The 340-nt window shown below is 57.6% G+C and carries 1 protein-coding gene; it reads right to left on the minus strand.

Annotated features, from left to right (window positions below; translation table 11 throughout):
- Positions 1-54: 54 nt before the first annotated feature.
- On the minus strand, positions 55-340 hold a 286-nt coding region (locus FLQ03_RS14475; RefSeq protein WP_144374147.1), incomplete at its 5' end, for a transposase.

Consider the following 340-nt stretch of genomic DNA (forward strand, 5'->3'; position numbering starts at 1 on the left):
GGCTTTGTTGCACAAATCAGCTGCAGGTCGAGCTACCCCAATCCCCGGGCAGATCTATCCCATGCGGACCGTTTGCGGCGTGCCCAGTGCTGTGAAGCGATTCAAAATCGCGGCACAGATTTGAAGCTCCGCCACCTGTCGGTCAAAGTCTCGTGACTTGACGTGGTCCGCCAGCAACTTGAAGCAGTGCATCTTCGTTTCGACCAGGCTACGCCGATGGTAGCCACTCCACTTTTTCCAGAGCGTGCGCCCCAGATACTTCACTGAGCGTAGCGACTCGTTGCGAGCCTGATTGCCCGGTGCATTCCCTTTCCAGAACTGGCCGTTTCGACGCGGAGGA

This window comes from Vogesella urethralis, assembly GCF_007644045.2.
In the GTDB taxonomy this organism is placed as follows: domain Bacteria; phylum Pseudomonadota; class Gammaproteobacteria; order Burkholderiales; family Chromobacteriaceae; genus Vogesella; species Vogesella urethralis.